Below are 201 nucleotides of genomic sequence, written 5' to 3'. Positions count from 1 at the left end.
GAGCCCGGCGCGGGTAAGCGCGGGGAGGGGCGTACTGCCTGTCAGAGCACTTGCGTTGAACCACGATATGAACTGATGCATTTCCTCCGGTACCTGCGCTGATGGCGGCGCCTCGAAATGAATCGTCGGACGGTCCAACTGGCCAGAGACGATCTGCATAGCGTCGGAATGGCTGCGATAAGCACCTATACTTTCCAGATG

1 pseudogene is annotated in these 201 nt (G+C 58.7%); it reads right to left on the bottom strand.

Features of this window, described 5'->3' with window-relative positions:
• Positions 1-201, bottom strand: a pseudogene (locus HWX93_RS22935) (DUF4172 domain-containing protein); the annotation flags it as partial.

It is taken from the genome of Brucella tritici, from assembly GCF_902825325.1.
In the GTDB taxonomy this organism is placed as follows: domain Bacteria; phylum Pseudomonadota; class Alphaproteobacteria; order Rhizobiales; family Rhizobiaceae; genus Brucella.
This window is presented reverse-complemented; position numbering and strand designations above follow the sequence as displayed.